The sequence below is a fragment of the Clostridium thermosuccinogenes genome, assembly GCF_002896855.1.
In the GTDB taxonomy this organism is placed as follows: domain Bacteria; phylum Bacillota; class Clostridia; order Acetivibrionales; family DSM-5807; genus Pseudoclostridium; species Pseudoclostridium thermosuccinogenes.
Window position 1 is genome coordinate 1,660,833 of the sequence record NZ_CP021850.1, and the last position, 25,916, is coordinate 1,686,748.

Here is a 25,916-nt window from a genome sequence, read left to right on the forward strand (position 1 = left end):
TGGATGGGTGGGTTGAATGGATAAAATGAGATTGCAGAAATATATTGCCGAATGTGGGGTCGCTTCCAGAAGAAAGTCGGAGGAGCTGATAAAACAGGGGAGAGTTAAGGTTAACGGAATTCCAGTATCGGAAATGGGAGTTAAGGTTTCGGATGAGGACGTTGTAGAAGTGGATGGCAGGAGGATAAGCCTCGAGCAAAAAAAAGTATACATAATGCTCAACAAGCCTGTGGGATATATTTCATCGGTCCGGGACCAATTTTCCAGAAACACGGTGGTGGACCTTATAAAAGGTGTAAAGGAGAGAATATATCCTGTAGGAAGGCTGGATTATGACACATCGGGCCTTTTGCTCCTGACCAACGACGGCGATTTTGCCTTCAGACTAACCCATCCCAAGCATGAAATGAAAAAGACGTATATAGCCGAGGTGGAAGGCGTACCCGACAGCAATGACATAGAGAGCTTTCAAAATGGACTTAGAATAGAGGATTATGTCACTTCACCGGCAGAGCTGACTGTTCTGGAAAAGAAGAAGAGCTCTTCCATGGTGAAGGTGGTTATTCATGAGGGAAAAAACAGGCAAGTCAGAAAAATGTGCGATGCAATTGGCCATCCGGTGATAAGCTTAAAAAGGATTGCTATAGGAGACTTATACTTGAAAGGCCTGCCCGAAGGACAATGGAGGTATTTGAAGGAGGAGGAAATAAAAATGCTGGGCTGATCAGCCCAGCATTTTAGTATCTGCAATTTCAGCGTTTCTAAGGTAATAACCGGATTGAGGCTCAATTGAAGCATAAAAATTCGCTTATTACTAAAAGCTGTGCCTATTTTAGAAGCTGTACTCATACTTATAATACTCGTCTAAATTGGGTATGGGAGCATAATCAAAATTGCCTAGGTTGCTGAAAAAGTAAATGATAACTGTAACGTATAGTATTATAGCTATTATGGCAAAAATAATCTTGATAATAGTTGCAGCGCCGTTCAGTTTGAAAAATTTGTTCAAACTGTTGAAAGTATCTTCAACTCTCCTTAAATCATTGGTGGCAACATACATCTTCAACTGGTCAATTGCATTAAGCAGCCGTACCCCTGCTATTATCATGGGTACCCCATATACTGCCGTTATTATTCCAAGGCAGGATAAGGAACCGAAAATGATGTCTATTATGGCTCTAAAGGTAGCCCAACCAATAAAACTCTTGAGAAAAGGCAAGTTTATGCTTGGTGGCTGTGGCTGATAGGATGAGTATGATTGACTCTGTTCAGGTTGAGTCGGATAAGGCTGCATCTCGCCTGGGTTAAATTGGCTGTTGTTTTCGTCCATGAGGGAACCTCCTTTATTGTCACACGCAAATTCAAAGTCTCATATTTCCTTAAGTTCACAATCTGCAAATTTACCGATAGTTTGTAAACATTCTATCGATTATGAATGGCAGGATTTATATGAAAATTAAGGAAAAATCAAAATCGTATTATATTTTATCATATATTTCGGCTGCAGTACACTGCCTGGCACAAGAACATAATGCAAAACCAGCTTATCAGTTCTAACTTGTGTAAAATTGCAATACCAATTCAGATTTTCATATGGGGTATTAAGTTGCTATATAGCTTAAAAAACAGTTGCCAAAGCTTATGTACATAGATGAAATATTTTGACAAAAATTGCATTCCTAATTACAATAATATTGATGAATCGGGGTTTCAGCACTGGAGCAGCTGTTCTGAAAAAGCCGTATGTGACATCAAGCTTTGCTGAAATCCGGGAATATCGGTAGCGTAAATGCGTAAAATAAAGCCAAAAGGTAGGAATGTGCGGAGGTACAAATGGGTTTAAAAGATGGTAGTTTTACTTTAACAACGAAATTCATGGCCAGCTGTGATAGCTATGAGGAAGCGTCAGTGGTCATGGTTGGTGTTCCGATGGATTTTACCTGCAGTTTCAGACCGGGGACCAGATTCGGGCCTCAGAAGATAAGAGAGGTGTCCATCGGCATCGAGGAATACAGCATATATATGGATAAAGATCTCACAGATTTCAAGTACTTTGATTGCGGAGATCTTGACCTGCCTTTCGGAAATGTGGAAGGCAGCCTTGCCTTGATTGGGGATTCAGCCGGTGAGATCATAAAGGACGGAAAATTTCCTTTGTTCATCGGAGGAGAGCACCTTATAAGCGTACCGGTGATAAGAAAAGTATATGAAAAATACGGTGACGATCTGATTGTTATTCAGTTTGACGCTCATGCCGACTTGCGGGAAGGGTATATAGGTTGCGCCAATTCCCATGCTTCGGCAGTCAGGCGTCTGACGGAATTTATGCCGGCGGGCAATATATATCAATTCGGGATACGTTCAGGAACCAGGGATGAATTTAAGTTTGCAAGGAAAAATACCCACCTGTATCCCTTTGAGGTGCTGGAACCTGTAAAAAAAGTCATGGATAATTTCCGGGACAAACCGATATATATAACATTGGATATTGATGTTGTGGATCCTGCATATGCCAATGGAACCGGAACTCCCGAACCTGGGGGGATAAGCTCAAAAGAACTGATACAGGCTGTGAATCTCCTTTGCTCCCTCAATATAGTAGGGTTTGATATAGTTGAGGTTTCACCGCCATATGATGCTTCAGACCGGACAGCTCTTCTTGCTGCCAAGATCATAAGAGATGTGATACTGTCGACGGATAAATAAGCAGCTGACGGATGGAGGATTTAAGTGAGGAACAAGGATGTTATAAAGAACTCTCTGGGGCAATCCCATGAAATTATTGAGAAAGTGGTAAAACCCGGTGATGTAGTGATAGATGCAACGGCAGGCAATGGATATGATACGGTTTTTTTAGCAAAGCTTGTGGGCGAAACAGGACGGGTATACTCTTTCGATATTCAGGAGCAGGCTATATTGAACACCAGAAAGAAGCTGGAGGATTTAGGACTGGCCGGCAGGGTGGTGCAGATAAAAGACGGGCACCAGAATATGGATTTGTATGTGAAAGAAAAGGTTAAGGCAGTCATGTTCAATCTTGGCTATCTTCCGGGAGGCGACCACAGCATCGGGACAAAGGCTGATACTACGATTGCTGCCATAAAAAAAGCTCTGCAGCTTATACAGGTCAATGGCATAGTCACAGTTGTAGTATATTATGGGGGCGACAGCGGCTTTGATGAAAAAGAGGCTGTTATGGAGTTCATAAAAGGAATTGAATTCAGACAGTTTAACGTTATGAAAACTGAGTTTGTAAACCAGCCTAACTGTCCTCCGATTTTAGTATGCATGGAAAAATTATTTGAATAATTTGCCTGCAGATGGGTATGTATATTTTATCAAACATTATTCACATTTGCATGGCAAGAGGATGATGTATCAGAGCTTCAAAATTATGGTGGGAGAGAAGGGCAAGGATTATTAATATTTGCCAAAATATAATTGCAAAACAAGGAATAATTTTATAAAATAGTTATTGTTAAAATAATAGCAATAGCACAAATATTGATTAACCATTTTTTATGTAATATAATATTTATTTAGTACCAGGTAATAACATCTTATAATAAAGACTTGTTTGACCGCATCACAAATTATACATAATGCAGCCTGCCGGAGAGGCAAGTTGCAGCCTTACATAGCGATGCTGTCATGGCAGGTTGGGATGATATATAAAACTGAACAAAAGTTTCCAAAGCATTATAAAATTATAGAATATGAGGTGGAAAGCAAATGGCAGCAAGTGACAAAATTAACGAATTGCGAGAAAAGAGAGCAGTTGTAGAGCAAGGCGGAGGACCAGACAGTGTTGCAAAGCAGCATTCTTCCGGAAAGCTCACTGCCAGGGAAAGGCTTCAAATGCTGTTTGATGAAAAGAGCTTTGTCGAAATTGATGCCTATGTAGAAACTAGAGCTACTGATTTCGATATGCAGAAAAAGAAGGTCCTTGGAGATGGAGTAGTTACAGGCTATGGTACTGTAGACGGCAGGCTTGTATACGCGTCAGCCCAGGACTTTACAGTAATCGGCGGATCCCTTGGCGAAATGCATGCAAAAAAGATTACCAAAGTAATGGACATGGCGGTTAAAATGGGAGCTCCCTACGTAAGCTTGAATGACTCCGGCGGAGCAAGAATCCAGGAAGGTGTAGATGCTTTAAGCGGTTTTGGTGATATATTCTTCAGAAATACCCTGGCATCCGGTGTTATACCTCAGATATCCGCTATAATGGGGCCTTGCGCAGGAGGCGCTGTTTATTCCCCTGCAATAACAGACTTTATATTTATGGTGGACAAGACAAGCTATATGTGCATAACCGGACCGGAGATTATAAAAGCTGTGACCGGTGAGCAGGTGACAACGGATGAACTGGGAGGTGCCGGCGTACACAATTCCACCAGTGGAGTTGCTCACTTTAGATATGCAAGCGATGAAGAGTGCATAAAAGGAATAAAGAGACTTTTAAGCTTCCTTCCTGACAACAACCTTTCCGATGCTCCGATTTATGCAACCGATGATGATCTGAACCGTGTCTGCGACGAACTCAATGAGCTGATTCCTGATGAGGCAAACAAGGCTTATGATATGATGGAGGTTATCCGCCAGGTAGTGGACAACGGAGACTTCATGGAAGTGCAAAAGGATTTTGCAGGCAATATAATAGTTGGTTTTGGCAGAATCAACGGAAGGTCGGTAGGTATAGTTGCGAACCAGCCCAATGTTTCAGCCGGAGTTCTCGATGTGAACTCAGCCGACAAAGCGGCCAGGTTTGTACGTTTCTGTGATGCTTTCAATATTCCGTTGGTTACTTTCACTGACGTACCGGGATATCTCCCTGGAGTCGGTCAGGAGCACAGCGGTGTCATAAGACATGGGGCAAAGCTTCTGTATGCTTTCTCCGAGGCTACTGTTCCGAAGATAAATGTTATTGTAAGAAAAGCCTATGGTGGAGCATATATTGCAATGAACAGCAAGCATCTGGGCGCAGATTTGGTATTTGCATGGCCTACGGCAGAGATCGCTGTAATGGGTCCGGAGGGAGCTGCAAACATTATTTTCAGAAAGGATATAGCTAACGCTCAGGATCCTGTTGAAGAAAGGCAGAAAAAGATCCAGGAATACAGGGATAAGTTCTCCAATCCGTATATCGCGGCAGCAAGAGGTTATGTAGACGATGTTATCGAGCCTTCGATGACGAGAATAAGATTGGCGGATGCTTTGGAAATGTTGGCAAGCAAAAGGGAGAACAGACCTTCCAAGAAGCATGGAAATATACCACTGTAATTTGAAGGGATTTTACCTGTTAAACTGCATATGGCATTTGATATGTGCATACCGCCGTAACTGGCAGGATTGCAGGAGGGAAATATATTATGCATGACGAAAATGAAATTCTGGCTGTAATTTCAGCAGCGGTAGCCATGCTGAACGCCACGCCGGAAGTTAAACTGGTCGTAAGATCGTATAGAAGAGTAAACCAGACATCACCTGTGTGGAACACGATAGGAAGGGAAGAAATCGTAAGCAGCAGGTTATGATGCGGTATTGATATCCTAACAACAATAAAGAAAAATGAGGAGGATTTGCCATGAAGAAATTTTTGATAAAAGTTAACGGAAGCCAATACGAGGTTGAGGTGGAAGAAATAAGAGGTGAAGGCGCAGCAGTGCAGCCTGCAGTTGCTGCAAGCCCGGCTCCGGCAGCCGCTCCTAAGCCAGCAGCAGCCGCAGCACCAGCTCAAGCTCCTGCTCCAAAACCGGCAGAGCCCAAGAGAGATACTGCCGTACCTGCTGGAGCGCAGACAATTACAGCACCAATGCCCGGTACTATTCTCAGGGTTGATGTCAACACCGGGGATCAGGTTAAGAGGGGACAGGTACTGTTAATACTTGAAGCCATGAAGATGGAAAATGAGATAGTCGCTCCTAGCGATGGCAAAATTGCATCGGTAAATGTAACAAAAGGTACTTCCGTAAATGCCGGTGATGTTCTCGTATCAATGGTGTAAACTTAATTAAAATGAAGACTTAAAATCGCAGTTTGGCAATTACGGTCATCTCGTGAAGATGCTCGGATTGATCCAAACTAACACCAATCACAATTATTTTGATTGAAGGAGATATTATTATGGCAAAGGTTGGAATTACAGAAACCGTTTTAAGGGATGCGCACCAGTCTCTTATAGCCACTAGGATGAAGACTGAAGAGATGCTCCCTATAATAGAAAAGCTAGATAATGTAGGTTACCACTCCCTGGAAGCATGGGGAGGTGCAACCTTTGATGCATCATTAAGATTTTTGAATGAGGATCCATGGGAAAGGCTCAGAAAGATAAGGAGCAAAGCTAAAAAGACAAAGCTCCAGATGCTTTTCAGAGGGCAGAACATACTCGGTTACAAGCATTATGCCGATGATGTGGTGGAATACTTCGTACAGAAATGTATTGCCAATGGAATGGACATTATAAGGATTTTCGACGCCCTCAATGACCCAAGGAACTTAGAAGCGGCCATCAAAGCCTGCAAAAAGGAAGGTGGCCATGCGCAAGGCTGTGTTTGCTATACCATAAGCCCTGTTCATAGTCTGGAGCTTTTTGTAAAGGACGCAAAGACTCTTGAGAATATGGGCGCAGATTCCATATGTATTAAGGATATGGCCGGGCTTCTGACCCCATATGTGGCTTATGATCTTGTAAAAGCTTTGAAAGAGAATGTGAAGGTACCGATACAGCTGCATACCCACTATACCAGCGGTGTGGCTTCCATGACATACCTGAAGGCAATTGAGGCAGGCGTGGATGTTGTAGACTGTGCAATATCCCCCATGGCTTTGGGCACATCCCAGCCGCCTACAGAGCCTCTGGTAGCGACATTAAAGGATACGCCTTATGACACAGGACTGGATCTTGGATTGTTGACTGAAATAGCAGATTATTTCAGACCGATTAAAGAAAAATATATTGAAAGCGGATTGCTCAATACCAAGGTAATGGGTGTTGATGTAAATACCCTCAAGTACCAGGTACCCGGAGGTATGCTCTCCAATCTGGTTTCGCAGCTGAAGCAGGCAGGAAAGGAAGATAAGTTTGAGGAAGTGCTCAAGGAAGTTCCGAGAGTGCGTAAAGATTTCGGTTATCCTCCTCTCGTAACGCCTACCAGCCAGATTGTTGGTACTCAGGCGGTTATGAATGTTATAACCGGTGAGAGATACAAGATGGTTCCGAAGGAATCAAAAGCCCTGGTAAAAGGTGAATACGGCAAAACTCCTGCAGAAATACCTGAGGAGATAATTAAGAAGATCCTGGGAGACGAAGAACGCATAACCTGCAGACCTGCAGACCTGATTGAACCTGAATTGGAAAAGATCAAGGAGCAGATGAAGGTATATATGGAACAGGATGAGGATGTATTGACCTACGCATTGTTCCCGCAGGTTGCAGAGAAGTTCTTTAAGTTCCGCCAGGCACAGAAATATAAAATAGACAGCAGCCAGGTAGACTATAATGAAATGGTCCATCCGGTATAAGGATGAAATATTGTTAAATGAAAAAGGAGAACACATCAATGGTGTTCTCCTTTTTCAGCTTTTGCACTTATAATGAAGATATACATAATTTACCTTGTTGCTGACATATTTTATCACTTTGACCTTGCTTCCTTTTTTGATATGATTGCCGCATTTTAAGCAAAACAGGTTCGGCAGGTTTGTGATTTCCGTATATTCCTCCGTTTGCGTACCCTCTACCTTCTGCCAAGCTTTCCATCCGCTCTTGCAAAGTTTGATCCTGTTGTCGTAGTCTGCAAAGACCCAACGCAGAAGCTTATGGAAGTGGAAGGGATAGCTGGTGTATTTTATAAAAGCCTCCGGCAGGCCAAGATTTATGGCATACAGTTCAAAATTTTTCTCAACGATATCCTGCACGCGCCCGGTTATATGGGTGCAATACCAGCTGTAGTTGTTTTCGGAAAGCCATGTCTTGAGCTTCTCGAACATATAACCTCTGCAAATTTCGATGGTCTCCGTCTTGCGTACATTCATATTAATAAATGCCCGTGACACTATATTTACAACTTCGTCAAGATAGAGTTTTTTTTTGAAATTTTCTTTGTTATACAGCTCTACCGGTATTATGTCAAAGAAGTACTCGTTGGTTTCCGGCCGGTAGATGCCTATGCAAGTTCCTCCAACGAAGCTCCCGCTTCCTGAATCGTCTATCTGTATCATCTGGTCCACCTTTTATTGCCGTATAGTAGAATATTATATGCGTAAAATAAAAATATATTACCGGGCGATGGTATTTCCGGTCAGATAACGATATTTCCGGTTCTGGCTTATCGATCCGTGAAAATAATTGCCCGGCACATCTAAAATTCATGTAAAATGCATCAGCTTGATTTTTAGAATGCAAAATTGTAATATTAGTATAAGCAGGCAAGAAGTAAAAAACTCGGGCTTTTTAGTATTTCCTGCAGCCTTGCTGCCGGTTTTGTTTGTATTCCGGTGGTTTTACTATGAATTTCACATTTTGCGAGGAGTCAGTGACATATGGAAAACAAAGTATATGATTTGATTGCAAGAATTGAGGACGGACTTGGGAGATTCAGCAAGGGGCAAAAACTGATAGCAAATTACATTATTGAGCATTATGATAAAGCGGCTTTTATGACGGCTGCGAAACTCGGCGAGGTTGTTGGTGTAAGTGAATCCACGGTAGTAAGGTTTGCCAACGAGGTTGGTTTTGACGGTTATCCGAAGCTGCAAAAGATGCTTCAGGAGTTGATCAAAAGCAAGCTAACCCCGGTGCAGAGGTTGGAGGTTTCCTCCAACAGAATAGGTGAGGAGAATATTCTTAAAAGTGTATTGCAGTCAGATATGGAAAAAATAAAAGTAACTCTGGAGGAGATTGACCAGGAAGCATTCAACAAGGTGGTTGAAAGCCTGATCAATGCCCGGAAGATTTATATTTTGGGAGTAAGGAGTTCTGCTACGCTGGCAAGCTTCCTTGGCTTCTATTTCAACATAATTTTCGATAATATAAGGCTGGTTCATACTACCAGCGTAAGCGAAATGTTTGAGCAGATCATGAAAGCGTCTGAAGGAGATGTGGTGATCGGAATCAGTTTCCCAAGGTATTCCAAAAGGACGATAAAGGCTATGCAGTATGTAAAAAGCCAGGGAGCTACGGTCATTGCCATCACGGACAGCAAGGAATCGCCGCTGGCAGCTCATGCGGACCTTTTACTTACAGCCAGAAGCGATATGGCATCTTTTGCCGACTCGCTGGTGGCTCCGTTGAGCGTTATCAATGCTCTTATAGTTGCCATAGGCATGAGAAAAAAACAGGAAGTATACGATAATTTTGAGAAACTGGAGAAAATATGGGATGAGTATGAAGTATATGAGAAATATGATAATGTGGGGTCCCGCAAGAATAAGGACTACTAGGCTTTTAACAGCGAAGAGCCTAAAGATTTTGTGCCTTCCTGGACATAACAGGACGGTATGATAAAGACATCCTTTGATGCTGCAATGAATGAAAAGACGGTGGTGTAAGATGGACAAAAAAGTTGTTGTGATAGGAGCAGGTCCGGCCGGGCTTATGGCAGCGGGCAGGGCTGCGGAACGTGGACTTGATGTAATACTTGCAGAAAAAAACGACCGCGTAGGGAAAAAAATCCTTATATCGGGCAAGGGAAGGTGCAACATAACCAATAGTACCGATATTGAAGGATTGATTGAGAATGTTCCCGGAAATGGGAACTTTTTATATTCCGCCTTTTATACCTTCTCAAACCAGGATCTTATTGATTTTTTGGAGGGATATGGCTTAAAAACCAAGGTGGAAAGGGGAGGCAGGGTATTTCCCGAATCGGATAAATCCTCCGATGTGGTGGATGTGCTGCTGAAATTCATCAAAAAAAGCGGTGTCAGGCTCATGCTCAACACCGCAGTGAAAGATATAATCACGGAAGACAACTGTGTAAGGGGTGTGGTTACCGAGGACGGAAAAGCTATGGAGTGCGACTCGGTAATAATTGCCACAGGAGGTGCATCCTATCCGGGAACCGGTTCTACGGGGGATGGCTACAGAATGGCTGAAAAGCTTGGACATACCATAGTGGACCTCAAGCCGTCTCTGGTTCCATTATTGGCGAAACAGGAGTGGGTGAAGGAACTGCAGGGGCTTTCGCTTAAAAATGTGGAGATAACAGTAAAAAGCAAAAGTGGTAGAAAACTGTATACGGATTTTGGAGAGATGCTGTTCACCCATTTTGGTGTGTCAGGACCTGTGATATTGAGCGCAAGCCGCCATCTGCTGGATTATGATTATAAGGACGTTAAGCTTATAATAGATTTAAAACCTGCATTGACTGAAGAAAAGCTTGATGCGAGGCTTCAGAGGGATTTTGAGAAGTATTCCAGAAAGCAGTTCAAAAATTCATTGGATGAGCTGCTCCCTCAAAAGCTGATACCGGTCATTGTCGACCTTTCCGGAATACCTTCCGACAAGTTTGTAAACCAGATAACCAGGGATGAGAGAAGAAGCCTGGTTAGGCTTCTTAAGAATCTGGAAATAGAAATAGTGGGGTCAAGACCCCTAAAAGAGGCGATTGTCACCGCCGGAGGAGTATCAACCGGCGAGATCAACCCCTCCACTATGGAGTCAAAGCTCATAAAAGGCTTGTTTTTTGCCGGGGAAGTGATAGATGTGGATGCATACACAGGAGGCTTTAACATGACCATAGCCTTTTCCACCGGACATCTTGCCGGAATGAATTGTTAAACAGGGCATGGGCCTCATCAATTCCGCGTATTATTGCTTTTGATTGTGCATATATATTCATTATGGATAGATAAAAGTGCAATAGCTTTCCATATAATAATTCCGACGGGCATTCATAAATGCCCCGGTATAAGGACTCTTTATCAGATGCATAATTTATAATGGGGCAAGTGTGCTCACTTGATGAGAGAATCGGTGGGTAAACAGCTTGCACAATTATCCCGTTGTTATGATGAATTATATGCGAGGTGCGGTAAATGAGGTTTGTTATTTTCAGAGTCGGCAACGGACGTTATGCAAAAAAGAGGGAAAAGAACAGATTAGATATCGAAAAAATACTCATGCTGTTGTTGATGTTTATTTTTGCTGTGGTGATCATAGCCCAGACGACTCTAATAGGGCCTTCCATAAGGACTTCGTCAGGCAAAGCGGCCGGAATCGAAGGAAAGCCCTTGGGCCTGGAGGAGTATTTGTATGACGAAGGAAGAATCGGTCTGGAACTGTTAAAATCCGCACCGGATGAAAACATAAAAATACTGGTAAACGGGGAGGAGGTTGCTGCCTTTAGCGATAATTATGTCAGCATTACCGTAAGGGATGGCGACATAATAGAGATAGACGGAAGCGAAGCTACCCGCACTGCTGAGGTGGCAATAGTCTCCAAAAGCGATAATATAAGTGATTCCTGTGCCAATAAAAGGTTAAAAATTGATTCCGGGGTCAAAATACTGACACAAATAAAATTTGATTGATATTTTTTTGTTGTTTTAAATCGTTTATTCTTATATAATATTTTAGGTAGTCAATGAAAAGATTACAGAAGGCGAGAACCAACATATGGATAATGAAAAACAGTATGGTAGCAGAGATGTAGCAGCTGCTGCCATAAAAATGGCTCTGACAGTGGACAGGCATGAAGAGAAATCCCTGCAGGCAGAGCTTTTAAAATCAGGGATTCGTGCTGCTGCTGTCGATTATGGCGGCGAGTTTATTACATCTGTTATGAAAATTATAGAACGGTCGGTGGTATCGGCAAAACGCGAAGGCGTTATCTCTGACAGCCATTCTGAAGAAGGCGCGGTAGCCGGTGCTGCGAGGGAAGCATTGTCTCAAATTATGCCCAAGGCTATCGGTTTGAATGTCGGTGGGAAAATCGGAATAGCCAGATACCGGGATCATGTCAGTGTGGCCATTTTCTTTGGCATAGGGCTTTTGCACCTTAACGAGGTATCGATGGGCCTGGGTCACAGGGTTGTATGATGCATTCAGGCTGAAAGGGCAAGGATATCGTATAAAATCGACGGATGATGACCGAACTTAAGGTGGTGTTTTTGCTTGGTAAGAGCTTTGCGAGGAGCAATAACAGTGGACAATAATGACGCATCGGATATTCTTTCCGCTACGGCAGAATTGCTGAATGAGATTATCAGGAGAAATGATATCAATAGGGATGACATAATAAGTATAATATTCACAGTTACCAGAGATCTGGATGCAGCCTTTCCTGCAGTGGCAGCGCGTCAAATGGGACTTACAGATGTTGCTCTTATGTGTACTAATGAAATGCATGTTAAGGGAAGCCTTGAAAAATGTATTAGAATTCTAATGCATATAAACACAGAAAAAAGGAATTCCGACTTAAAGCATGTTTACCTGCGGGGTGCCAAAGTATTACGGCCTGATATTGCAGATTAAGAAGCTGGATATAAAAATAAATATTGCCATATTAAAGGATTTTGAGGATTTTTATAGAATAATTAGTATGGTGTCGCACTGTATTAATTAGAAAAAGGGTGCGACATAATATTTATGGGCTTTAGCCTGTTGAGCATGAAGCGAATTTCTCTGCAGAGAAATGAGCCATGCGAAACAAAAAACCACCCGCTATGCGGGTGCGGAAACGATTGTTATACAAAAAATCACCTTTCCGTTATAATAGAGTTGTTCAGGCTACTATCATAACGAGAGGAAAGGTGATTTCATGGCTAACAAAAGCAACGATATGTCACACACAAAATGGATGTGCAAATATCACATCGTCTTTACACCTAAGTATAGACGAAAAATAATTTATAATCAATACAGGGAAAGTATAAGAGATATCATAAAACAGCTATGCAGCTATAAGGGAGTAGAAATAATAGAGGGACATCTCATGCCAGATCATATACATATGCTAGTAAGTATACCTCCCAAAATAAGTGTATCAAGTTTTATGGGATATTTGAAAGGGAAAAGTGCACTCATGATATTTGACAAGCACGCAAATCTTAAATATAAATTCGGAAATCGTCACTTTTGGGCAGAAGGATATTATGTTAGTACAGTAGGATTAAATGAAGCAACAATTAGAAAATATATACAAGAGCAAGAGAAACACGACATTATGTTAGATAAATTAAGTGTAAAAGAATATGAGGACCCCTTCAAGGGGTAGCTGGTAGTACAAACGTCCCTTAAGGGGCGGCGACGAGTTAAGGGCATAGTGGCTTGAACAAAGTGAAAGCCAGCGTCTTTAGGCGCTGGCCGGTAACATCCCCTTATAGGGGTAGAGCAAACCACCCGTTGGACGGGTGGTTATGATATTAAGCCGGGATTCCGCAAGGTGTGGTGCCCGGTATGGAATTAAAAATATAAATAATAGATTTAAAATTGATATAAATTAAAATATATGATTTAAGGATTCATTACTTAAAGATACATAATTTTTGGACATGCATATTGGTTGTCCGATGAATGTTTATGGAGGAGTAAGTTTTGGGTAATATCCAGGTAGCTATTGATGGCCCGGCCGGAGCTGGAAAAAGCACTATTGCAAAACTGGTATCCAGGCGGATGGGAATAATATACATAGACACAGGGGCCATGTACAGAGCTGTTGCTTTAAAAGCGATAAGACAAGGCATAAACACGCAAGACAGGGAAAGAGTGTCCCAAATGGTCAATAACATCGATATAAAAATCGAGCATGCCGGAAACGAACAGGTTATATATCTGGATGGAGAGGATGTCAGCGGAAAGATCAGAATACCGGAGGTTTCAGTCGGTGCGTCCAATGTTGCTTCAATTCCTGAAGTAAGGCTAAAGATGGTTGACCTTCAACGCAAGATTGCGAGAAGCTCCAGCGTGGTAATGGACGGAAGGGATATAGGTACTTATGTCCTGCCTGATGCCAAATATAAATTTTTCCTTACAGCTTCTGTGGAAGAAAGAGCAAAAAGAAGATATCAGGAGCTGGTCGAAAAGGGTATCACCAACATTTCTTTGGAAGAAGTGAAAAAAGATATAGAATACAGGGATATGAACGATGCGAGTCGTGAACTGGCGCCTCTGGTAAAGGCCAAAGATGCCATTGAAATCGATACGACATGCTTGACCGCAGAGGAAGTGGCCGATAAGATCATGGTTCATATAGGAGAGAGCAAATGTTAGGAATAGTCAGGATACTGGTAACAACCTATTTTAAGCTGTTTTACAGGGTTGAGGTAAAAGGACTGGAGAATGTTCCGGAAAAAGGTCCGGTACTTTTGTGCGCGAACCATCTGGGACAGATGGATATGTTTTTTATCGGCTACAAGCTTAACAGGCTTGTCCGGTGGGTAGCCAAAGCAGAGCTTTTCAAAAATCCGCTGTTGTCGGCAGTGATTACATGGCTTGGAGCGGTGCCAATCAACAGGGGAAAAACCGATGTTTCCTCTGTAAAAAACATATTCAAGCTTTTGGATGAAGGCGAGATAGTGGGGATATTTCCTGAGGGAACGAGGACAAGAGGCAAGGATCGTACGAAGATTGTTGTAAAACCGGCTTTTGTAAGGTATGCTCTGGAATCAGGGTCTCCTGTATTGCCGGTGGCATTAGAGGGAAGTTACCGATGGTTCAGCAAGGTTAAGGTGATATTTGGAAAGCCTTTTTACCTGGGAAGCGGAACCGATAAAGATAAAAAATACTCAAAAGAGGAATTGTCAGAATATAGTAAAAAGGTTATGGATAGCATATACGGTCTTTTGGAGGAGAAATAGTTGGAAATAATATTGGCAAAAACAGCCGGGTTCTGTTTTGGTGTGGATAAGGCTGTCAGGACGGTAAACCAGCTTATTGAACAAAATACAGAATCATTATATACTTTAGGCCCCATAATACACAATGAACAGGTCGTAAACCGTTTAAAGGACAAGGGAGTTAATGTGATTGCAAATCCTGGTGATGCACAGGGCAAGGGCACTGTTGTGATAAGAGCCCATGGTGTTGCACCGGATGTATACAAGTATATAGAGGAATGCGGGCTGCATATGGTGGATGCAACATGCCCGTACGTCAGAAAGATTCATGAGCTTGTTGAGGAAAAATATAAAGAAGGTTACCAGATAGTGATTGTCGGGGATAAAGATCATCCTGAAGTCAAAGGTGTAAACGGGTGGTGCAATAATACCGCATATATTGTAAATACTATTGAAGATGCTGAAAAGATTGATAAAAGCACAGATAAGATATGTGTTGTTGCCCAGACGACGATAACCCGGGAAAAATGGAATGATATCAATGATTATCTTGATAAGAATTTCAGCAACATAGTAAAATACGATACAATATGCAACGCTACCGGAAGAAGGCAGGAGGAAGCTGCACAGATAGCCCGGGATGTGGATGCGATGATAGTTGTAGGAAGCAGAAGCAGCTCGAACACTAAGAAGTTGTATGAAGTAAGCAAGAAATACTGTACAAAAACATATATGGTTGAAACACCCGGTGAATTACCACTGGAAGATATAAAAAATTTAAAAAAAATCGGTGTGACTGCAGGGGCATCAACACCGGATTGGATAATCAAGGAGGTTATTGAGAAAATGAGTGAGTTCAATACTCAAGAAAACGAAATGAGCTTCAAAGAAGCTTTTGAAAGCTCTCTGGTAACATTGAGAAGTGGAGAAATCGTAGAGGGAAAGATTATCGGCTTCAATAATACTGAGGTATTTATTGATATGGGCTACAAGTCCGACGGCATTATCCCCATGGAAGAATTTACCGACGATCCGGATTTTAATCCTGAAGAATCATTGAAAATTGGTGATACCGTACAAGTTTATATACTGAGAGTAAACGACGGAGAAGGAAATGTGCTGCTTTCCAAAAAGAAAGTGGATGCTTTAAAAGCCTGGGATAAGATAGAAGAAGCCTATGAGAATAAAACTCCCGTCAGGGCAAAGGTTGTAGAAGTAGTAAATGGCGGTGTGATTGCCAGCACCAGCGGGATAAGGATATTTGTACCGGCTTCCCAGGTAAGCGACAGATATGTTAAGGATTTGAACGAGTTCATGAGACAAGTTCTCAATCTGAGAATAATAGAGTTGAATAAGCAGAAAAGAAAAGTAGTAGGATCGCAGAGGGTAATTCTTGAAGAGGAAAAAGAAGCCAAGGAAAAGGCAATATGGGAAAATATTGAGATCGGAAAGAAATATACCGGCACCGTTAAGAGCTTCACTGATTTTGGCGCATTTGTAGATATTGGCGGTGTTGACGGATTGGTACATGTATCCGAATTGTCATGGACAAAGGTGAAGCATCCTTCCGAAGTCTTAAAGATCGGACAACCGGTTGAAGTTACAGTTCTTGACTTGGACAGGGAAAAGAAGAGGATTTCCTTGGGCTACAGAAAACCGGAAGATAACCCATGGTATAACATTGAGCAGAAATATAAAGTCGGAGATGTTGTCAAAGGCAATGTAGCTCGTCTTGTTCCTTTTGGTGCTTTCGTCGAACTGGAGAAAGGTGTAGACGGTCTGGTTCATATTTCCCAGATATCCAATGTCAGAATAGCAAAACCCGGTGACGTACTGAAAGTAGGACAAACCGTAGAGGCAAAAGTTATTGAAGTCAATGCGGAAGCTAAGAGGATAAGCCTCAGCATAAAAGAGGTAAATCCTATAGATCCGGTGAATAAAACCGAAGAAAAAGCAGAAGCTTCAGGAACTGAGGAAGCTGAGGAGATTCCTACGGAGCACGTTGAGGATATGACTGTTACAATAGGCGATCTGGCTTCCGAGGCTACGGAAGAAAAGGCTTAAAAAGCTCAGTTTCAAATATTTAAAAATATTATCGGCCCCAAACGCAAAACTTGCCTTGTGAAATAAAGGAACATCAGGTTAAGCAAAAAAGGGACGAAAAAAAGTAGAACATGTCAAGTGTTCTATTTTTTTTATTGTCTTTTGATGATACAATAGATAAAAAAATATGTAAACAGGAGAATTGCATTAATATGATGGACTACGAAGGTTTTAAGAAAGAAATATATGCAATGACCGGAATAGATTTGAGCTGTTATAAAGAAAAGCAGATGAAAAGAAGGATAGACTCCCTGATCAGGAAAAATGATTTTAGTGATTATAACTCCTATGTAAATGCTCTCAGAGTTAATAGTAAACTTTTTAATGAATTTATCAATTACCTCACTATTAATGTTTCTGAGTTTTTCAGGAATCCCGAGCAATGGGAGGTATTGGCGAAGGATATATTGCCTGTGCTGTTTTCAAGGTCAAGGACATTGAAGATATGGAGTTCGGCTTGTTCTACGGGAGAGGAGCCTTATACCTTGGTGATGGTATTGAGCGATTTTCTGCCTTTAAGAAGTATCCGAATCCTCGCCACCGATATCGACAAGAATGCGATTGAAAAGGCCATCAGCGGCATATATGGATACAAGAGCCTGGAGAATGTACCGGAAAGATTTAAAAGCAAGTTTTTCACAAAGAGCGGGGATTTGTATAAAATAAAGGATGAGGTAAAAAACTGTGTTGAGTTCCGCCAGCTGAACCTCTTGAAGGACGATTATCCGGAAGACTGTGATCTGATATTATGCAGAAATGTACTCATATACTTTACGGAGGAGGCAAAGGCGGCAATATATCCGAAGTTCAACCGCGCACTGAAAAAAGAAGGTATTCTGTTTGTCGGAAGCACCGAGCAAATAATTATGGCAAACAGATACAATCTGAAAGCGGTGAGGACATTTTTCTACATGAAGGAAAATGATTGCTAATGGTGCCGGAGTATCCGGTTAAGACCTATGTCGGTTTAAGGGAACCTCTTACATGTGTAAAAAAGCGGTATGGTGTTTTTGCAGCATCTAATGTATATCTGCAATAAAATTAATGGAATTTCAATCGAGTAGGCTGGAAAGGGAATAACGCTTCACACCTACTCGATTTTGTTATGCCAGTATCGCCCACAAATCAATCGTAAAAACGGTGCGCCATGATACATACTGTCGGTATAATTAAATAACACCTCATTGGTATTAGCGGTGTGTTCACTTGCTTACCTTAAATCAAATATAATAGAGTTGAAAAATCGAAGGGAGGAACCCTTACATGAACATAGCTCTCGCAGAAAACATCCGCTCATTCAGAAAGCAGCGGTCGCTTACGCAGGAGCAGCTTGCCGAGGTGCTTGGTGTGACGGTCGGTGCGGTGTATAAATGGGAGGCTAAATTATCTGTTCCGGATTTGAGCTTGATAGTGGAGATGGCTGATTTCTTTGACACGTCGGTGGACGTATTGCTTGGCTACGAAATGAAAGATAACCGGCAGGCAGCAACTGTGAGACGCTTGAAAGAATATCGCCGGAGCAAAGACCGCGCCGGTATTCTTGAGGCGGAAAAAGCGCTGAAAAAATATCCTAATAGCTTTGAAATCGTTTATAACAGCGCCATAATGTATGAGATGTTCGGTCTGGAACAAGAAGATAAAGGGCAACTGCGCCGTGCCTTGGAACTTCTGGAGCATTCCCGTCTGCTGCTGGCTCAGAACAGTGATCCAAAGATAAGCGAGCATACCATTTACGGCGACATGGCAGAGGTATATATATCCTTGGGTGAGGTTGATCAGGCTGTGGAGCTTTTGAAAAAGCATAATTCCGGTGGCATTTACAACGATCTGATCGGTCTTACACTGGCTTCAGATTGCAAGTGCTGCGACGAAGCAATACCGTTTTTGTCCGAAGCGCTGCTGAAAAATGTAACCTCCCTCCTTCGCACCATTATAGGGTATATGAACGTGTTTTTTGAGCGAAACGAATATAAAGACGCACAAGATATGCTGCTTTGGGCAATAGATATCCTGGGCGGCCTGAGAGAAACAGGAAAACGCAGCTTTTTTGAAAAAGTAAACGCGGTCCTTTACGCTTTTCTTGCTTATACGCAAATCAAGATGGGCAGCAAGGATGACGCATATCGCTCTTTATGCCATGCAAAGCAAATGGCGGAAGACTTTGATGCCGCGCCTGATTATAGTGTAAATGCAGTTCGCTATATCACCTACGGAGAGATGGCAAGCGCCCATGACAATCTCGGAGCTACAGCGATGGAAGGAGTGCAAAAAGCAATAGATTCCATAAAGGACAATTGTCTTTCTGCGTTGTGGAAGGAGGTGAACGAGCATGAAGGATAGATCGCTTAAAAGGCAGCTTGTCGCGCAGTTTTACCGCAAAAATATCTTCTTTCTATGCATTGCCATTATCGCTGCGCTTCTTTCCGGGTCCCTCAATCTGATCCTGTCGTGGATATTGCAGCAGCTGATCGACGCTGCTTCCGGTGTTCCCAGTGCGCTGCCCCTTGATGTGCTTACCAAAATAAACATAGGCTTCGTCCTGCTGTGTGTTGTAGCATTTCTATTGGACTATGTTTCCCAGCCCCGTTTTATAGAAAGGGCGATGCGACAGTATAAGGACTTTGCCTTTAAAAGGCTGACGGAAAAGAGCATTTCGTCCTTCAATGATGAGGACACGGCGAACTATCTGTCAGCACTTACTAACGATGCTTCCAGTATTGAAGCGGCTTATCTCGACCAGCAGCTTTCCCTCATCACAAAGTCTGTCATGTTTATTGGAGCTCTTGTCATGATGCTTTGGTATTCTCCCATCATGACCGCGATTGCCATAGGTTTGACGATATTACCTCTCATTGCGTCTGTTCTTACGGGAAATAAGCTGGAAGCTGCGGAACGCAGAGTTTCAGACCGGAATAAGGATTTTACGGCGGCGTTGGGCGATTGTCTCAGAGGTTTTACGGTGGTAAAGAGCTTCAAAGCGGAGAAAGAAATTTTCCAGCTGTTTGCAGCTAACAACCGGTCCCTTGAAAAGGAAAAATTTACAAAGCGGCGCATCAAGACCCTTGTGGGGATGATCGGCGCGATAGCTGGTATCTTTGCACAGCTTGGAGTTTTCATTGCAGGTACATATCTTGCACTGTCAGGCTATGGTCTAACCCCCGGTGTTGTGATCGTATTTGTTAATCTGATGAACTTTCTGATCCAGCCAATCGCAGAATTGCCGGGATTGCTGGCAAGCCGAAAGGCCGCTGTGGGCTTGATCGACAAACTGGCATCTGCGCTGGAGAAGAATCCTTCAGCTGCCGGCGGCGTTGATATTGCCCAGATTTCCTCCGGGATTCGTCTTGAAAACGTATCCTTCGGCTATGACGATAGCAAAGAGGTTTTGCACGATATTTCCGTGTCCTTTGACTCCGGCAAGGCATATGCTATCGTGGGAGGCAGTGGCAGTGGAAAGTCCACTCTTTTGTATCTTCTCATGGCATCCAGTGCGAACTACAAAGGGAAAATCTTTTTTGATGAAACGGAGCTTCGGAATATCAGCAGTGAATCCCTGTACAGCCTTATCTCCGTTATACAGCAGAATGTGTTTGTTTTCAATGCGTCTATCAAAGACAACATCACTATGTTCCGAAGCTTTCCGGAGCAGGAAATCAAAGAGGCAATCGATCACGCACACCTGAAAGGGTTGATTGCCGAATGTGGCAGCTCTTATCTCTGCGGGGAAAACGGAAAGGGGCTGTCCGGCGGAGAAAAGCAAAGGATTTCCATTGCCAGGAGCCTGTTGAAAAAATCCTCTGTGCTGCTGGCTGACGAGGTAACATCAGCTCTGGATGCGAAGACTGCCTATCAGGTGGCCAATGATATACTTGATCTGAGCGGCATGACACGCATTGTGGTAACGCACGCTTTGGATGAAACTCTTCTGCGGCGTTATGACGGCATTGTCGTTTTGAAGGATGGCAGCATCGAGGAAACAGGCACGTTCGACGAGCTGATGGCAAAGAAGGGGTATTTCTATGCCTTGTACACCGTTGCGCAGTAGCAAATATCGAGAAATACCACAATACTATGCACCAAGCCATGTTATGGCGAATAATTCACAAGAGTGGGCAGGGCGTTTTAAGCTTGCCCGCTTTGACATTTATGATGCTTTTGTATCTTTGACATATATGCTTTTTAAACGGGATTCCCGATTTTGACTAGAGCTGTTCGATGAAGCTGTTCCGAAGGCATATGTCCTCAAAATATGAGAAAACAACAAAAATCCGAACCCATCTCTTATCGATAAAAGGTTCGGATTTTATTTGCCTGGTGCGGGAAACAGGATTTGAACCTGCACACCCTTGCGAGCTCTAGAACCTGAATCTAGCGCGTCTGCCAATTCCGCCATTCCCGCATGTTTCTTTGCCATTTCTCAGGCGCAGTATTAAGTATACTAGATATCTTTAAATTTTGCAAGAGGAAATTTTATATTTTTTTTGTTTGGGAAGTTTTTATTGCTAATGGCCTGCTGGAGGTCTATAATTATAAAATGTTGGGAATATTTTAACTCTAGATATGAGTTTTATACATAAAGCGCAAGACGTTTTGAGTATTCTGATATTGGATATGAGTTTGCAGATAGGCTTGATATATGAGCATTATGAGGAAGATATGAACTATGCCGGTTAGCATGACAATATGAGCGTTCTGACAAAGGATATGAGTTATTATAGTCCGGCATGACATTATGAGTGCTCTGACAAAGGCTATGAGCTTCTGAATAATGCAAAATTTGTAAAATTTTTAATGCAAATTTCATATATTATTAAGCTGAGTTATATGAATGCTAATTGGCAGTAGGATGCCAAAATCAGGTGATATGATATTTTATAGGCTTTACATAAATAGCGGTGATTGCATGAAGTTTATCGATTTGGGAGGAAAGGACTTTGAATAATAAAATAGAGGAATTCAAAAAATGGGTCAAAAATAAAAAAGTTGCAGTGCTGGGGATAGGTATAAGCAATACACCCCTCATAAAGTATCTTGCTTCCATGGGGGTGGATGTCACTGCTTTTGATAAGGCGGAAAAAGAAAAGCTGGAGCCCATACTGGCAAGCTTTGAAGGCCTTGACATCCGGTATTGCCTTGGGGAAAACTATCTGAAGCATCTGAACGGTTTTGACCTGATATTCAGGACTCCGGGAATGAGGTACGATCTTCCGGAGCTTGTCAAAGCAAAGGAAAACGGTGCGGAGATAACTTCGGAAATGGAAGTGTTTTTTGATCTCTGTCCGGCAGAAATATTTGCTGTTACAGGCAGTGACGGAAAATCCACCACTACCACCCTTATTTACAACATGTTGAAAGAAGCTGGATACAACTGCTGGCTTGGCGGCAACATCGGAATTCCACTGCTCAGCAGCATAGAAGACATAAAAGAGACAGACAAGGTTGTGCTTGAGCTTAGCAGCTTTCAACTGCATACAATGAAAAAAAGCCCTCAGACTGCTGTTATAACCAATATTTCACCAAACCATCTGGACATACATAAATCCATGGAAGAATATGTGGAAGCAAAGAAGAATATTTTTATACACCAGCCGGAGGAAACCAAATGGGGTAAAACCAGGCTCATTATTAATTATGATAATGGCATAACAAGAGAATTTGCCGGCCAGGCAAAGGGTGAGGCGGTATATTTCAGCAGGCGCAGCCAGCTGGAAGAAGGAGCGGTTCTCGAAAACGGTATGCTGGTATATAAGGCCAAGGGAAAAACGGTTGATCTGGTAAAGGCGGATGAAATAATCATCCCCGGGGCCCATAATATTGAAAACTATCTGGCTGCCAGTGCTGCAGTAATTAATCACGTCAAGCCTGAAGCCATATACAAAGTTGCGACTACTTTTAAAGGGGTAGAGCACAGGATTGAGCTGGTAAGAGAGCTTAACGGTGTCAAATTTTACAACAGCTCCATTGACAGCAGCCCTTCAAGGACGATAGCCTGCCTTAATACTTTTAAGCAAAAGGTCATACTGATTGCAGGAGGAAAAGACAAAGGGATACCTTATGATGCCATAGGCGAGCCTATAATAGAAAAAGTAAAGTGCCTTGTGCTGATAGGAGCGACAGCTTCCAAGATAGAAAAATCTCTGGACGATGCCATCGAAAGAACAGGCAAAGGAAGAGATATTGAAAGAATACACTGCAGCACCTATGAGGAAGCGGTAAAAAGCGCTTATTCAAAAGCCCAAAAGGGAGATATTGTAGTTTTGTCTCCGGCCAGCACAAGTTTTGACATGTTCAAAAACTTTGAGGAAAGAGGCAGAAAGTTCAAAGAATTGGTAATGGGTCTGTAATAGAAGGATAAAAGGAAAGCAAGAGGAAAGCCTGCTGAATATAATCCGGTGAGCAGTGCTGCCTTCTTGCTTTTTATATGCTACGCTTCATATGTAGCCTTTCACATACAGCTCTTCATGTGTGACTTAAGATATACGACTCTTTATATGTAGCTCATATATGGCTTTTTATGTGAGGGTCATCATATACAGCTTTTTATGTGAGGATCATCAAATACAGCCTTTGTTATGAAGCTTTACGATCAGCTTCTTTATATGCAGTTTTTATATGGGGTTTAAAAGCAGCATATCATATACAGCTTTTCATATATAATCTTTAGTATTATTTTTTTTATGGATATCCCGTTCCATTTTTAATGTTATTTTTAAGTGCCTTAATTATGGCAAATCATTATCCCATTGCATTATTTCATTTTTCATAAAAACTGTGGAATGCCTGGGTATGATCATACCAATAATCAAAAAACGGTTAACTTGATGTTAACCGTTTGGTGGGGAGAGATGGATTCGAACCATCGAAGTCAGTGACAACAGATTTACAGTCTGCCCCCTTTGGCCACTCGGGAATCTCCCCATATATTAAATTATAATGAACAATGAATGATAATTAAATACATTCAACTTTGCTTATCCTTCATCATCCATCGCTTTTGTGGTGCCCAGAGCCGGAATCGAACCAGCGACACAGGGATTTTCAGTCCCTTGCTCTACCGACTGAGCTATCTGGGCATTTGGTGGGCCTTCAGGGACTCGAACCCCGGACCAACCGGTTATGAGCCGGTTGCTCTAACCAACTGAGCTAAAGGCCCGTCAAGCGACAAAAACTAGTATAATAAAAATATTCCCAAATGTCAAGAGAAAATTATGGATTTGATTGAGTCAATTTACTGTAGGGAATTGAAGATAAGACGACTTCCTAAAATAAGTCCACTCCGGTCACGCCCTTGACAACAAGCATCTCCCATATGGTTTGTCAGCCAGGGCGGCACCCCTTGTAACAGGGGAATGTCTCTGGAGCTTTTGGCTGCCACTTTAGCCCATTATACCATATGGGTCCCTCTTATTGTAAAGGGTTCGCTTCGCCGTTCCCTTCGTTCATTGTTACCCTACAAAGGCTCTTAGCGCTCTATAAAGCAGTGTTTTATGGCCTTTACTGATTATTGTTAGATTACTGTCCCAAACACCATCATATCTATTCCTATTTGTTCTCAATTCACGAATTAATTCATCTTGTAGCTGCTGTGCCTGCTCCCGTTGTTCTTTCTTCTTTTGAGCCATTACCAAGTCGTATACTTTTCCTCCGTTTTTCTTGAAAATTCTGAGTTGGGCCATCTTGTCCGCACCATTTTTTGACCAACCCATTGGCCTGCTGCTTAACCTATCGGATAGAATATGGCTTACATGCCCTTCAGCACTGCATCCTACAATTTCATAGTTATCTACCTTTATCTCTATTCCTGCCCAGTTATTCAATATATATCTTTTTGCATCGTTAACCGCTTTCCTCTTTGTCTCCGATTCTGTCTTTTCAAGAATTTTAGCAAATGCCTTCTTAAGCCCCGCCTTATCAGCTTCTTTCAAGGCATCATCTAATTCCTGTTCGATATCTTCGTCTTCCAAGTGTGCCGTTGCTACTTTTACGTATTTGCTCAAATGATACTTATCCAATACAAACTTGCTTTTACCAATCCAGTTTAATCCCTGTTTTATCCAAGCTGCTCCATCTCCAGATATATATACAGTTTCAATCTTATCCACATCATAAGTATCATCTATGTATTGGGAAACCTCTAGCCACAGTTCTTCACTATCTCTGATTCCTCCAAAATAACGGGGATTCTTCAATACTTTTCTCTTCTTCGTGCTTTTTTCATGGTCTGTTTCTGCCCCGGATAAATGTCCCGGAGTTGCTCAAGTTGCGTGACCGTTTGCACGTATGCTAATATCTTCCTGGAAGAAAAAAAGGAGGATATGATAAGAGCTTTGAATATATATGTTAAGTGTTCCAGCACCTAACCCTCAAAGCCCTTTAACACATTTGTAATATGATAATAGCATATCTGGGGCGGAATGTTAAGGAGTATCGCAGAAATTGTTTAAAATTTTTGGAAAGGCTGGAGTTGATATGCCCGAAATGCGGCGGGAAAACAACCTTTCATGACAGATATGCACGTCATGTGCATATGGGCGAGGAAATTGAATGGATTAACATATTCCGTGTAATCTGTAGCAAGTGTGGGAAGACACATGCAATCATACCGGATTTCATCAGGCCGTATAAGCATTACTCGGCTTGTGATAGCGAGCTGGTCCTTCGGGACCAGGAGGACGGTATACCTCTTGAGGAGATTGAGACTGCCGCCAGCATATCCACATTAAGGCGGTGGGTAGAAGAATTCAGGCAACGGGGGCGGCAAGCTGCAGGAGCATTAAGAGCTATACTGTACAGGTATTATGGCAAGTTTGTCAATGAGCTGGAGATGATAGAAACAAAGGTATTCCACATGATTGAGCGGCTGCTTGGGTTACTGCCGCAGATAGAAAGCAGCCATCTTGCCATAGGTGAAACGAATATGTGGCTAACAAATCATCTGGCAGGAGTATTTGTATAGAAAATTCCCACATAGTTTGCGTAGCTGTCCGGAGTTCCCTTCTGATAGGCTTTAGGAAAAAGCACAGGAGGGATCG

Annotated in this window: 23 protein-coding genes, 4 tRNA genes and 1 pseudogene; 21 read left to right on the forward strand and 7 right to left on the reverse strand. The window is 42.3% G+C overall.

The annotated features are described in order from the left end of the window. Positions 1-16 precede the first annotated feature (16 nt). A complete protein-coding gene (locus CDO33_RS07215; protein WP_103081954.1) occupies positions 17-724 on the forward strand; it encodes a pseudouridine synthase in 708 nt (235 codons plus the stop codon). 108 nt (positions 725-832) lie between these two features. Here CDO33_RS07215 and CDO33_RS07220 read toward each other — a convergent pair whose 3' ends face one another. Further along, entirely contained in the window at positions 833-1,330 is a 498-nt protein-coding gene (locus CDO33_RS07220) for a DUF5362 family protein (RefSeq protein WP_103081953.1), read from the reverse strand. Positions 1,331-1,833: 503 nt separating this feature from the next. Here CDO33_RS07220 and speB point away from each other — a divergent pair. From speB to CDO33_RS07250, 6 genes are all read left to right on the forward strand, one after another. Continuing rightward, on the forward strand, positions 1,834-2,706 hold the full coding sequence (gene speB / locus CDO33_RS07225; RefSeq protein WP_103081952.1) for an agmatinase: 873 nt from the start codon (positions 1,834-1,836) through the stop codon (positions 2,704-2,706). Positions 2,707-2,730: 24 nt separating this feature from the next. After that, positions 2,731-3,309 carry a tRNA 5-(aminomethyl)-2-thiouridylate-methyltransferase MnmM gene (gene mnmM / locus CDO33_RS07230; protein WP_103081951.1) on the forward strand — a complete coding sequence of 193 codons (579 nt, stop codon included), beginning with the start codon at positions 2,731-2,733 and terminating at the stop codon, positions 3,307-3,309. 423 nt (positions 3,310-3,732) lie between these two features. Next, positions 3,733-5,283, forward strand: coding sequence for an acyl-CoA carboxylase subunit beta (locus CDO33_RS07235; protein WP_103081950.1), 1,551 nt, complete (start codon positions 3,733-3,735; stop codon positions 5,281-5,283). Positions 5,284-5,372: 89 nt separating this feature from the next. Continuing rightward, the gene (locus CDO33_RS07240) at positions 5,373-5,537 is read left to right on the forward strand and encodes a sodium pump decarboxylase subunit gamma (protein ID WP_103081949.1); all 165 of its coding nucleotides are present in this window, start codon (positions 5,373-5,375) and stop codon (positions 5,535-5,537) included. A 50-nt stretch (positions 5,538-5,587) separates the two neighbouring features. Further along, positions 5,588-6,007, forward strand: a complete 420-nt coding sequence (locus CDO33_RS07245) for a biotin/lipoyl-containing protein (protein ID WP_103081948.1) — start codon at positions 5,588-5,590, stop codon at positions 6,005-6,007. A gap of 119 nt (positions 6,008-6,126) precedes the next feature. Continuing rightward, complete coding sequence (locus CDO33_RS07250) at positions 6,127-7,524, forward strand: oxaloacetate decarboxylase subunit alpha (protein ID WP_103081947.1); 1,398 nt, start codon at positions 6,127-6,129, stop codon at positions 7,522-7,524. A gap of 54 nt (positions 7,525-7,578) precedes the next feature. Here the strand turns inward: CDO33_RS07250 and CDO33_RS07255 are convergent, their stop codons facing one another. Continuing rightward, complete coding sequence (locus CDO33_RS07255) at positions 7,579-8,223, reverse strand: hypothetical protein (protein WP_103081946.1); 645 nt, start codon at positions 8,221-8,223, stop codon at positions 7,579-7,581. Positions 8,224-8,544: 321 nt separating this feature from the next. Between CDO33_RS07255 and CDO33_RS07260 the strand changes: the two genes are divergently transcribed. The 12 genes from CDO33_RS07260 to CDO33_RS07320 all read left to right on the forward strand — a co-directional run bounded on the left by CDO33_RS07260 (position 8,545) and on the right by CDO33_RS07320 (position 20,929). After that, a complete protein-coding gene (locus CDO33_RS07260; RefSeq protein ID WP_103081945.1) occupies positions 8,545-9,444 on the forward strand; it encodes a MurR/RpiR family transcriptional regulator in 900 nt (299 codons plus the stop codon). A gap of 109 nt (positions 9,445-9,553) precedes the next feature. After that, positions 9,554-10,783: a BaiN/RdsA family NAD(P)/FAD-dependent oxidoreductase gene (locus CDO33_RS07265; RefSeq protein WP_103081944.1), complete on the forward strand. Its 1,230-nt coding sequence runs from the start codon at positions 9,554-9,556 to the stop codon at positions 10,781-10,783. A 257-nt stretch (positions 10,784-11,040) separates the two neighbouring features. Next, positions 11,041-11,535: a hypothetical protein gene (locus CDO33_RS07270; RefSeq protein WP_103081943.1), complete on the forward strand. Its 495-nt coding sequence runs from the start codon at positions 11,041-11,043 to the stop codon at positions 11,533-11,535. 85 nt (positions 11,536-11,620) lie between these two features. Then, a complete protein-coding gene (locus tag CDO33_RS07275; protein ID WP_103081942.1) occupies positions 11,621-12,043 on the forward strand; it encodes a HutP family protein in 423 nt (140 codons plus the stop codon). Positions 12,044-12,118: 75 nt separating this feature from the next. Next, positions 12,119-12,478 (forward strand): chorismate mutase, encoded by a 360-nt coding sequence (gene aroH / locus CDO33_RS07280; RefSeq protein ID WP_103081941.1) that lies wholly within the window; start codon positions 12,119-12,121, stop codon positions 12,476-12,478. A gap of 286 nt (positions 12,479-12,764) precedes the next feature. Continuing rightward, positions 12,765-13,220 carry an IS200/IS605 family transposase gene (tnpA, locus tag CDO33_RS07285; protein ID WP_103083351.1) on the forward strand — a complete coding sequence of 152 codons (456 nt, stop codon included), beginning with the start codon at positions 12,765-12,767 and terminating at the stop codon, positions 13,218-13,220. A 320-nt stretch (positions 13,221-13,540) separates the two neighbouring features. After that, on the forward strand, positions 13,541-14,215 hold the full coding sequence (cmk, locus tag CDO33_RS07295; RefSeq protein WP_103083092.1) for a (d)CMP kinase: 675 nt from the start codon (positions 13,541-13,543) through the stop codon (positions 14,213-14,215). Beyond that, positions 14,209-14,802: a lysophospholipid acyltransferase family protein gene (locus tag CDO33_RS07300; protein WP_103083093.1), complete on the forward strand. Its 594-nt coding sequence runs from the start codon at positions 14,209-14,211 to the stop codon at positions 14,800-14,802. Before cmk ends, CDO33_RS07300 begins: the two co-directional genes overlap by 7 nt. Continuing rightward, positions 14,803-16,845, forward strand: coding sequence for a bifunctional 4-hydroxy-3-methylbut-2-enyl diphosphate reductase/30S ribosomal protein S1 (locus CDO33_RS07305; protein ID WP_103083094.1), 2,043 nt, complete (start codon positions 14,803-14,805; stop codon positions 16,843-16,845). Between the two features lie 194 nt (positions 16,846-17,039). Next, complete coding sequence (locus tag CDO33_RS07310) at positions 17,040-17,816, forward strand: CheR family methyltransferase (RefSeq protein ID WP_103083098.1); 777 nt, start codon at positions 17,040-17,042, stop codon at positions 17,814-17,816. 331 nt (positions 17,817-18,147) lie between these two features. Further along, positions 18,148-19,224 carry a helix-turn-helix domain-containing protein gene (locus CDO33_RS07315; protein ID WP_103083095.1) on the forward strand — a complete coding sequence of 359 codons (1,077 nt, stop codon included), beginning with the start codon at positions 18,148-18,150 and terminating at the stop codon, positions 19,222-19,224. After that, complete coding sequence (locus CDO33_RS07320; RefSeq protein ID WP_103083096.1) at positions 19,214-20,929, forward strand: ABC transporter ATP-binding protein; 1,716 nt, start codon at positions 19,214-19,216, stop codon at positions 20,927-20,929. Before CDO33_RS07315 ends, CDO33_RS07320 begins: the two co-directional genes overlap by 11 nt. 267 nt (positions 20,930-21,196) lie before the next feature. Here the strand turns inward: CDO33_RS07320 and CDO33_RS07325 are convergent. After that, positions 21,197-21,283 (reverse strand) — tRNA-Leu (locus CDO33_RS07325). Between the two features lie 535 nt (positions 21,284-21,818). On the opposite strand from CDO33_RS07325, the gene murD reads away from it, so the two are divergent. Next, complete coding sequence (murD, locus tag CDO33_RS07330; RefSeq protein ID WP_103083097.1) at positions 21,819-23,228, forward strand: UDP-N-acetylmuramoyl-L-alanine--D-glutamate ligase; 1,410 nt, start codon at positions 21,819-21,821, stop codon at positions 23,226-23,228. A gap of 489 nt (positions 23,229-23,717) precedes the next feature. On the opposite strand, the gene CDO33_RS07335 is transcribed toward murD, so the two are convergent. From CDO33_RS07335 to CDO33_RS07350, 4 genes and pseudogenes are all read right to left on the reverse strand, one after another. Continuing rightward, positions 23,718-23,802, reverse strand: a tRNA-Tyr gene (locus CDO33_RS07335). Positions 23,803-23,881: 79 nt separating this feature from the next. Then, positions 23,882-23,957, reverse strand: a tRNA-Phe gene (locus CDO33_RS07340). Between the two features lie 3 nt (positions 23,958-23,960). Beyond that, positions 23,961-24,037: transfer RNA gene (locus tag CDO33_RS07345), tRNA-Ile, on the reverse strand. A gap of 292 nt (positions 24,038-24,329) precedes the next feature. Continuing rightward, a pseudogene (locus CDO33_RS07350) lies at positions 24,330-25,085 on the reverse strand (ISLre2 family transposase); the annotation flags it as partial. 188 nt (positions 25,086-25,273) lie between these two features. Here CDO33_RS07350 and CDO33_RS07355 point away from each other — a divergent pair. Then, positions 25,274-25,840: a DUF6431 domain-containing protein gene (locus CDO33_RS07355; RefSeq protein WP_103083291.1), complete on the forward strand. Its 567-nt coding sequence runs from the start codon at positions 25,274-25,276 to the stop codon at positions 25,838-25,840. Positions 25,841-25,916: the final 76 nt, after the last annotated feature.

Excerpts from the sequence above, each read along its gene's own strand:
- CDO33_RS07215 (WP_103081954.1), top strand. The coding sequence starts at position 17 with ATGGATAAAATGAGATTGCAGAAATATATTGCCGAATGTGGGGTCGCT.
- CDO33_RS07220 (WP_103081953.1), bottom strand. The coding sequence starts at position 1,330 with ATGGACGAAAACAACAGCCAATTTAACCCAGGCGAGATGCAGCCTTAT.
- speB (WP_103081952.1), top strand. The coding sequence starts at position 1,834 with ATGGGTTTAAAAGATGGTAGTTTTACTTTAACAACGAAATTCATGGCC.
- CDO33_RS07235 (WP_103081950.1), top strand. The coding sequence starts at position 3,733 with ATGGCAGCAAGTGACAAAATTAACGAATTGCGAGAAAAGAGAGCAGTT.
- CDO33_RS07240 (WP_103081949.1), top strand. The coding sequence starts at position 5,373 with ATGCATGACGAAAATGAAATTCTGGCTGTAATTTCAGCAGCGGTAGCC.
- CDO33_RS07245 (WP_103081948.1), top strand. The coding sequence starts at position 5,588 with ATGAAGAAATTTTTGATAAAAGTTAACGGAAGCCAATACGAGGTTGAG.
- CDO33_RS07250 (WP_103081947.1), top strand. The coding sequence starts at position 6,127 with ATGGCAAAGGTTGGAATTACAGAAACCGTTTTAAGGGATGCGCACCAG.
- CDO33_RS07255 (WP_103081946.1), bottom strand. The coding sequence starts at position 8,223 with ATGATACAGATAGACGATTCAGGAAGCGGGAGCTTCGTTGGAGGAACT.
- CDO33_RS07260 (WP_103081945.1), top strand. The coding sequence starts at position 8,545 with ATGGAAAACAAAGTATATGATTTGATTGCAAGAATTGAGGACGGACTT.
- CDO33_RS07265 (WP_103081944.1), top strand. The coding sequence starts at position 9,554 with ATGGACAAAAAAGTTGTTGTGATAGGAGCAGGTCCGGCCGGGCTTATG.
- CDO33_RS07270 (WP_103081943.1), top strand. The coding sequence starts at position 11,041 with ATGAGGTTTGTTATTTTCAGAGTCGGCAACGGACGTTATGCAAAAAAG.
- CDO33_RS07275 (WP_103081942.1), top strand. The coding sequence starts at position 11,621 with ATGGATAATGAAAAACAGTATGGTAGCAGAGATGTAGCAGCTGCTGCC.
- tnpA (WP_103083351.1), top strand. The coding sequence starts at position 12,765 with ATGGCTAACAAAAGCAACGATATGTCACACACAAAATGGATGTGCAAA.
- CDO33_RS07300 (WP_103083093.1), top strand. The coding sequence starts at position 14,209 with ATGTTAGGAATAGTCAGGATACTGGTAACAACCTATTTTAAGCTGTTT.
- CDO33_RS07310 (WP_103083098.1), top strand. The coding sequence starts at position 17,040 with ATGGACTACGAAGGTTTTAAGAAAGAAATATATGCAATGACCGGAATA.
- CDO33_RS07315 (WP_103083095.1), top strand. The coding sequence starts at position 18,148 with ATGAACATAGCTCTCGCAGAAAACATCCGCTCATTCAGAAAGCAGCGG.
- CDO33_RS07320 (WP_103083096.1), top strand. The coding sequence starts at position 19,214 with ATGAAGGATAGATCGCTTAAAAGGCAGCTTGTCGCGCAGTTTTACCGC.
- CDO33_RS07355 (WP_103083291.1), top strand. The coding sequence starts at position 25,274 with ATGATAATAGCATATCTGGGGCGGAATGTTAAGGAGTATCGCAGAAAT.